This window comes from Leifsonia sp. SIMBA_070, assembly GCF_046534635.1.
In the GTDB taxonomy this organism is placed as follows: Bacteria; Actinomycetota; Actinomycetes; order Actinomycetales; family Microbacteriaceae; genus Leifsonia.
Genome location: NZ_JAWRYK010000347.1, coordinates 1 through 268, shown reverse-complemented (window position 1 = coordinate 268; position 268 = coordinate 1). Strand labels below are relative to the sequence as shown.

1 protein-coding gene is annotated in these 268 nt (G+C 66.4%); it reads right to left on the bottom strand.

What is annotated here, in order from left to right; genetic code table 11:
• Positions 1–268: amino acid permease (locus SB754_RS20625; RefSeq protein ID WP_410784225.1), on the bottom strand; the 268-nt coding region annotated here is incomplete at both ends.

The window sequence follows — 268 nt, the reverse complement described above, 5'->3', positions numbered from 1 at the left end:
CGTTTCCCACGAGGGTAAGGATGATCGTCAATCCGGCAACAACAACAATGGAGACCCAGGGGGTGCGGCGGCCCGGAAGCACCCGGGCGAAGGCGCGGGGCAGCAGTTCCGCCTCAGCCAAGCCGTAGCCGACGCGGCTGGCCATAACCATGAACAGCAGTGCTCCGTTGGCAATGGCGATCAGGGCGATGATGCTGAAGAGTCCGGGCGGGATTCCGACGCCGCTGGCGGCAACGACGTCGAGCAGGGGCCCCGTGGACTCGGCGAG